The sequence below is a fragment of the Mobilibacterium timonense genome, from assembly GCF_900155555.1.
GTDB lineage: Bacteria > Bacillota > Clostridia > Peptostreptococcales > Anaerovoracaceae > Allobaileyella > Allobaileyella timonense.
This window is the reverse complement of the sequence record NZ_FUHN01000008.1, coordinates 717,683-725,241: the sequence shown is the minus strand read 5'-3', so window position 1 is coordinate 725,241 and position 7,559 is coordinate 717,683. Positions and strand designations below refer to the sequence as shown.

Sequence of the window (7,559 nt, the reverse complement as noted above, 5' to 3'; positions counted from 1 at the left end):
GAATTGTTTTGATTTTGCTTACATCATCAGTATTCTCTGCCCTGTGGACAGTGGACAGATACCATCTTTCAACCGCTCCACGTTCACCGAATATATATTTCAGATCTGCAAAATACTCTTCTTTTGATTTCTCATCAATAAGGTTTGAATAATACATTACCGCATCACACATAACATCCCCTATGTTATATACTCCCTTGGTGATGCCTTCTCTGTGTAGATTTTCCACGGCCGTGTCTGTAGAGCAGAAAAGATATTTTGAGATATGATCCGTGAGTATCCTGTTCTGTTCCTCAGGCATCGCCATATAAAAAGATCTCACCCCCGCCTCTACATGAATGACCGGAATAAGAAGCTTAGATGCTGCCAACGCTCCTGCTATGGTAGAATTTGTATCTCCATAAACCATCAAATAGTCAGGCTTCTCCTTAATCAATATCTCCTCGATACCCTGGAGCATCTCTGCGGTCTGTTTGCCATGCGTTCCCGACCCAACACCCAGGTTGTAGTCAGGTGAAGGGATATGAAGCTCCTGGAAAAAAAGCTCTGACATGTTACTGTCATAATGTTGGCCAGTATGCACCAGAATTTCCTCGCTGTATTCTCTTATTTTTCTGGAAACTGCAGCTGCTTTAATAAATTGAGGTCTGGCTCCTACCACAGTTACTATTTTCATTTGAAAACCCTTTCAATCGTCTAAAAAAGCCTGAGAAACTCTTCTGCAATTTTTTCGTACGTGTACTTTTCCAGAACAGCCTCTCTCCCCCTGTTGCCCATTTCCCTTCGTTGCTCAGGAGTCATATTTTGAATGCAGGTAATTGCCTTCATTATTTCTTCATTATCACAAGACTTTGTGATTATTCCACATCCTGCCTCGCTGACCGGAGTTGATGGTGTTGTAATGGCCATTACGATTGGCTTCGCCGCCATCATAGAATCGAACATCTTGTTCATGCAGATACCAAATCTGTATAATGGCGACTCGATAGTTCCAATGAATATTGCATCAAAATTTGAAACAACTGCAGGTATCTGCCCCTTTTCTACAGGTGGGAGAAAATAAACATTGTCGATACTTTTTTCCTTCGCAAAATCGATCAATTCCTGCTTCAGTTTTCCTTTTCCTACCATCACCAGAGAAACACCCTGTCGATCCAGTTTGCCAGTCACTTCGATCAGATTATGCAATCCATATGACATCTCATGACTTCCAAAGTAACCAAGAATAAATCGTCCAGTATCCCTAAGTTCCTGAAAGACTTTCGAGTGTTCTTCTGGAACAGGCTCTCCGGCATTCCATTCTGCCGATATGACGCCATTAGGTATATAGTGGAATTTTCCTTCTTTAAGACCGTGTTCTTTCATGTATGGTTCTGCATGCTTTAGAAGCGAAACCACAATGTCAGCTTTTCTGTAAGCATGATCCTCAGCAGCTTGCATCAACAATACGAACGGATGATGCTTTGACATTCCTCCAGCTTCGTACAAAGTAGAGGGCCACATGTCGTGTACTTCATGAATATACTTTGCTCCAGCCATTCTGGCGATTCTGCTGGCCGGATATGAGTCCAGCGGATACGTCGAAGATGAGATCACCACATCTGGCTTATATGTCTCTACAAGATATTTCTTTCCCTTTTCCAGTTTCTGGCAGAATCTGAACATGCTCATCGCACGAGCGCTGCCATTACTGTCGTATTCACCTGTTTTTATCCAGACGTATCTTATTCCGTCAATTATCTCCTCTTGAAAATCCTTTGCAACATCAGGATTTTTTTTTCTTAGATGCGAAAAATCACCTCCGACAATGGTTACATCGTGGCCCTTTTTCTTCCACTCTCTTGATAAATAATATGGGCGAAACTCCATTCCCATCTCAGGAGATCCTGCATAATGGTTAATCAATAGGATATTCAATCGATATTTCTCTCCTTTTATTTGCACACTGCAATCACTGTGCGGAACAGTAGCCTGAACTCCCGTCCAAGGCTGAAATCTTCCACTGCTTCCAAGTTATACTTCATCTTCTCCGGAAGGACTTTATTAATATATACTTTGTCCGGATCCTCAGCATTGCCAATGATCTCACTTTCGTCCTTATACATTATGCTCGCATCTGAGGTGACCCCCGCCGGCATGAGTAAAGTAGCCATCATTTCCTCAGAGTACTCTTTCACATATCTTGGTACCTCAGGCCTGGTCCCAACGAAAGACATATCTCCTTTGAACACATTAAACAGCTGAGGTAATTCATCAAGACGATATTTTCTTAGCTTTACTCCAACATGAGTAACTCGTGGATCATTTCCACTTGTCACTTGAGCTCCAAGTTTATCAGCATTCACTACCATTGTACGGAACTTGAAGATCCGAAACTCTCTACCATATCTGGTGATTCTCACCTGCCTGAAGAATGCAGGCCCGTGATCATCTGCCTTTATCTTGATAACAAGTATGAGAAAAACAGGAGACAGTATCAATATCATCAGTCCGGAAACAATGATATCGAAAATTCTTTTTATAAAAATGGCAGCTCTTCTTTTTTTTAATTTCTCATAATATGGCCTGACCGCATCATTTTTCATGAAGTCAGGAAGGTCTTCCCATCTTTTCAGCACCATTTCTTCAGATCAGTCCCCGGTTCTTCAAAACATCAATGAAGCTGTCGATGACATATTGATTCTGCTCATCTGTCATGGTAGAGAATACCGGGATGGAGATCAAATTCGCATACTGGTTATATGCATTCGGGAAATCCGCAATGTCATACCCCATGTTTTTATAGGCTGTCATCATTGGCAGCGGTTTATAATGAACATTGCAGGCTATCTCACGCTTAGCCATGTCGGAGATCACCACGTTTCTATCCTTTTCAGACGCCCCAGGGATCCTGACCAGGAAAAGATGTCCTGTAGAATTCATGCCATTCACATAGTGGTCCAGCATCCTCAACCCAAACGGAGCAAACGCTTTGCGATAATTTTCGTTTAATTCTTTTCTCCTTGACAGCATCCCTTTATACCGTTCAAGTTGAGCCATTCCTATAGCCGCATTAATGTTGGTCATGTTGCATTTATAACCCGGCCATACAATATCGTATTCCCAGGATCCAGCCTTGTTTTTTGACAGAGCATCCTTCGACTGACCATGAAGAGAATACAGTTGCAAATATCTGTAGATCTCATCATTTTCAATGCCATCATGTTTTTTCCATGTCAACGCCCCACCCTCTGCAGTTGTAAGGTTTTTTACCGCATGAAATGAAAACGCTGTGAAATCTGCGATCTCGCCCGCTTTTTTCCCGTCAAGAGAAGATCCGAATGCGTGGGCTGAATCCGCTATAACGGCAATGCGACCCAAGACCTCCTGCGCGGAAGAATCAGCATGAAACTTCATCCTACTGTTTTCTGCTATCTCAAAAAGTCTGTCGTAATCGGCTATCATTCCTCCCAAATCTACAGCAATGATGGCCTTCGTGTGTTCATTGATCATTCCCGGCAGTCTGTCATAGTCCATTTCAAACTGCTCACGAGCACTGTCTGCGAAAATAACCTTTGCCCCTGTATGAACGACCGCACTGGCTGTAGATGTATAAGTATACGCTGGGACGATCACTTCATCTCCTGGACCAACACCTAAGAAACGCAGCGCTCCTTCAAGTGCAGCCGTTGCAGATCCTAGCGCAACAGCGCCCTCTGCACCTACAAATTCAACAATTTTCTTTTCAAACTCTTTTACAACTGGACCTGTAGTAATCCATCCAGACTTTAGAACTTCTGTTACATAATCAATTTCCAACTGACTTATGTCTGGTGGAGAAAATGGTACTTTCATCTATATCCTCCCTTTAGTCTACATTTTCATAATAACAAATCAATTTTTCGGATTATAAGTAGGAACTATGTTCTTGACATATCGCTTAATATCGTCAGGCTCCTTTTGCACATAATCACTAAGATCCTCAATTTGTTTAATGAATTTTTCTTCGTCCAATTTGATTGGGTGCCCAATATGAATAAGCTTATTTTCAGTATCCTGCAGTCCTTCCTCATCCATCAAAAGTTCTTCATACAATTTTTCTCCGGGACGAAGGCCAACATACTTTATCTTTATATCTATGTCTGGCTTCAGCCCTGACAGAAGAATCAGATTTCGCGCCAAATCGTCTATTTTAACAGGCTTTCCCATGTCAAGGACGAATATTTCTCCCCCTTTTGCAAAAGCGCCTGCCTGAAGTACCAACGAAACGGCTTCCGGTATCGTCATAAAATACCGTATAATATCCGGATGCGTAACCGTCACAGGACCGCCTTCCGCGATTTGTCTCTTAAAGAGCGGAATAACACTTCCATGACTTCCCAGTACATTTCCGAACCGAACGGCAACGAAATCTGTTTCAGAATGATTATTGTATGTCTGAACCAGCATTTCACATATCCTTTTTGATGCGCCCATTATACTGGTCGGATTCACAGCCTTGTCAGTTGAGATCAGAACGAACTTGCTCACCTTCCACTTATCCGAAGCCATAACAACTTTCCAGGTGCCCAGTACGTTGTTTTTTATTGCCTCATTAGGATTTGCTTCCATGAGTGGAACATGTTTATGAGCAGCTGCATGATACACTATATCTGGTCTGTACATTTCAAATATGTGGTCTATTCTTGCAGTATTTCTGACAGATGCAATAAGCACGACCAGATTAAGTTCCGGGAAGTTAGCCTTCAGCTCATTCTGTACTTCGTATGTAGTATTTTCGTAGATATCAAGCATTATCAACTGCTTAGGCTGATGGCTGGCGATCTGTCTGCACAGCTCGCTTCCGATCGACCCTCCAGCGCCTGTTACCATGATTACCTTGTCCTTTACATATCCCATAATCGAGTCTATATCGACTTCTATAGGTTCCCTTCCAAGGAGATCGTTAACATCTACGTGCTTGAGCTGGGATACGCTTACATCACCCCTTATTATCTGATAGATTCCTGGGATGATCATCATCTCGCATCCTGTTGTCTTACAGATGTCCAGAATGCGTTTTCTCTCTTCTGCAGAAGCCGAAGGCATCGCAATAAGTATCTGGTCTATCACATAGCTCTTTACCAGATTAGGTATGTCTTCTGTGGTACCGGCAACAAAAACGCCGAACATTCTCTTTCCAACCTTAGTGGTATCATCATCTACTATGCAGACAAGCTTTTTTTTGAGGCTCGGGTTTGCCTTTATCTCTTTGATGAGCCCTGCTCCAGCAGCGCCTGCTCCAATGACCATTACCCTTTTTGTCACTCTGTTTTTATTGGTTAATCCTCTAAATTCCCTGATTGCACGATAAATAAACCGGACAAAGAACACCAAAACAAACAGAAATGCCGCGGATAGTAAGTAAAAGCTCCTTGGCATTCCATTGCTCTCCGGCTCCAAAAAATCATACACTGCTGTCACCAGCAGCATGTATAGTATTGAAGCCAGCATAATATTCATCATTTCCCGAATACTTGCGTAAGACCAGATGCTCGTATACAAACGGCATGCAGCAAATATAATGATAGTAATACCCATCACGAGAATCTGGTGTTGCCTGTATATGGCGAGATATCTAACCATCTCGTCGTTCATCGTAAAATCAAACCTGATAAAAAGTGCCATAAAAGAAGCTACTTCTATAGCAGCCAAATCGTAAATTACCAGTAGCAATACCCTTATTACTGATAACCTATCAAGATTTGAAATTTTTATTTTAAAATCACTCATTTTATATCTCTAACCAATAAACAACTAGCTATTTCATCCGCTACAGTATATAAGCAAAATTCTTGTAATTGTATAGCACCCTGTCACAGGCTGTCAAGAACAGCAGCTATCCTCTCCTTCACTCTTTGATATACATCTGCCAGTTTCTGTTCTGCCTCTTCTTTCTCTCCGTACATCCCCATATACACTTTCAGCTTCGGTTCTGTGCCGGAAGGTCTTATGGCAAGCCAGTCGTTGCCTTCGGCGCCGCCGAGGTGATAGTACAGCATGTTGGTCTCGGGCAGGTAGTCCCTGACCCTGGTGATCTCTATTTCGTCTCCCAGATCCGGCCTTTCCTTCCGGAGGCTGTTCATTACTGCCTCCATGGTGCCGGTGATGTCGGGTCCTTTCAACTGGACGGAAAACCTCTTTTCCGCCGGATAACTATACAGCGAATATATGCTGTCCAGCTGGTCGTAAAGCCTTCTTCCACTGGCGCGGGACATGGCGGACATCTCCGCTATCACGGCGGCCGCGGCCACTCCGTCCTTATCCAGGATCCCTGTGTCCAGCATGTAGCCGTTTCCTTCTTCGAAGCCCATGACAAATCTCTTTCCTTCAGATCTGCCCTGGCGGATGGCCTCTGCCGTGTACCTGGATCCGGTCAGCGTCTCCGTGAGCTCCACGCCGTAACGCCTGCATATGAACTCAGGCATTTTCGTGGAGACCACCGAAACAACCGAGAACTCGTCTCCCTTCAGGCGCCCCTGAATGGCTCTGCCTCCCAGGATGAACTCCATGAGGAGAGTTCCTATCTGGTTCCCCGTGAGGACCCTGTACTCCCCGGAATCATCCGGAAGGGCGATCCCCAGGCGATCGGCGTCGGGATCCGTGGCAATGACAATGTCTGCGTTTTCTCTTTCGGCCATCTCGATAGCAAGCTGGAAAGTGTCCTCCCTCTCGGGATTCGGGACCCGGAGAGTCGGAAAATCACCGTCCGGGAGCTCCTGATCAGGGACCACCATCACAGAGTGGAATCCCATGCTCTCCAGCACCCTTCTAACCGGCACGTTGCCCGCCCCGTTGAGCGGCGTGTACACTATCCTGAGATCCCTCTTGGCCTCCTCATGCACGAGACTTGAATTCAGCCTGTCCATCAGCAGCTGCTCATAGCTGTCGTCCAGCTCCTCTCCCACGTATACGATCATCTCGTTGTGGAGAAGCTGGCGGAGGGACAATGACCTCGCTATTATCTGAAAGATGTCCCCTAGGCCCTCGATGCAGGCGCTGACCTGTGCGGCCTCCTCAGGCATCAGCTGGGCCCCGTCGGCCCCATAGGCCTTGAAGCCGTTATATTCAGGAGGGTTGTGAGAGGCTGTTATCATGACGCCCCCGGCCGCCCCGTATTTTACTATTCCGTAGGAAAGCATCGGTACCGGTCTGAGGGTATCGGAGAGATATACCTGGACCCCCTCGTCCGCCGCCATTCTTGCGGTCATCTCGGCAAACTCCCTGGAGCTGTGCCTTGAATCATAGGAGATCATTATCCCCTTGTCGGCACCGCCGTTAGCCTTGATCCAGCGGGCAAATCCCCTTGCGGCTGCGGCCACGGTGTACGGGTTCATCCTGTTGGTGCCGGCGCCTTCCGGGGCCCGGAGCCCGGCCGTGCCAAATGCCAGCCTGGAGCTGAACCGCTGGTCGATCATCTCGGAGTCCGTGATCATGGACTGGATCTCCCGGCGGGTCTTCGGATCCATGGTCTTGACCCGCAGCCACCTGCAGTATTCCGCAAAAGCTTCATTTGTGAGATCAAAGCCTGAACTCATCCT

The 7,559-nt window shown here is 45.5% G+C and carries 6 protein-coding genes; all 6 read right to left on the bottom strand.

The features are described 5' to 3' along the window. A partial coding sequence (locus tag BQ7382_RS09385; protein WP_144082135.1) for a UDP-N-acetyl glucosamine 2-epimerase occupies nucleotides 1-676 on the bottom strand: 676 nt, incomplete at its 3' end. Between the two features lie 20 nt (nucleotides 677-696). Then, nucleotides 697-1,944 carry a glycosyltransferase family 4 protein gene (locus BQ7382_RS09380; protein ID WP_235847994.1) on the bottom strand — a complete coding sequence of 416 codons (1,248 nt, stop codon included), beginning with the start codon at nucleotides 1,942-1,944 and terminating at the stop codon, nucleotides 697-699. Further along, a complete protein-coding gene (locus BQ7382_RS09375) occupies nucleotides 1,935-2,621 on the bottom strand; it encodes a sugar transferase (RefSeq protein WP_205408178.1) in 687 nt (228 codons plus the stop codon). Before BQ7382_RS09375 ends, BQ7382_RS09380 begins: the two co-directional genes overlap by 10 nt. A 4-nt stretch (nucleotides 2,622-2,625) precedes the next feature. Further along, complete coding sequence (locus BQ7382_RS09370; RefSeq protein ID WP_077391840.1) at nucleotides 2,626-3,834, bottom strand: DegT/DnrJ/EryC1/StrS family aminotransferase; 1,209 nt, start codon at nucleotides 3,832-3,834, stop codon at nucleotides 2,626-2,628. 39 nt (nucleotides 3,835-3,873) lie between these two features. Continuing rightward, nucleotides 3,874-5,751: a polysaccharide biosynthesis protein gene (locus BQ7382_RS09365; RefSeq protein WP_077391839.1), complete on the bottom strand. Its 1,878-nt coding sequence runs from the start codon at nucleotides 5,749-5,751 to the stop codon at nucleotides 3,874-3,876. A gap of 83 nt (nucleotides 5,752-5,834) precedes the next feature. Next, the gene (locus BQ7382_RS09360) at nucleotides 5,835-7,556 is read right to left on the bottom strand and encodes a phospho-sugar mutase (RefSeq protein ID WP_077391838.1); all 1,722 of its coding nucleotides are present in this window, start codon (nucleotides 7,554-7,556) and stop codon (nucleotides 5,835-5,837) included. Nucleotides 7,557-7,559: the final 3 nt, after the last annotated feature.

Excerpts from the sequence above, each read along its gene's own strand:
- BQ7382_RS09360 (WP_077391838.1), bottom strand. The coding sequence starts at position 7,556 with ATGAGTTCAGGCTTTGATCTCACAAATGAAGCTTTTGCGGAATACTGC.
- BQ7382_RS09375 (WP_205408178.1), bottom strand. The coding sequence starts at position 2,621 with ATGGTGCTGAAAAGATGGGAAGACCTTCCTGACTTCATGAAAAATGAT.
- BQ7382_RS09370 (WP_077391840.1), bottom strand. The coding sequence starts at position 3,834 with ATGAAAGTACCATTTTCTCCACCAGACATAAGTCAGTTGGAAATTGAT.
- BQ7382_RS09365 (WP_077391839.1), bottom strand. The coding sequence starts at position 5,751 with ATGAGTGATTTTAAAATAAAAATTTCAAATCTTGATAGGTTATCAGTA.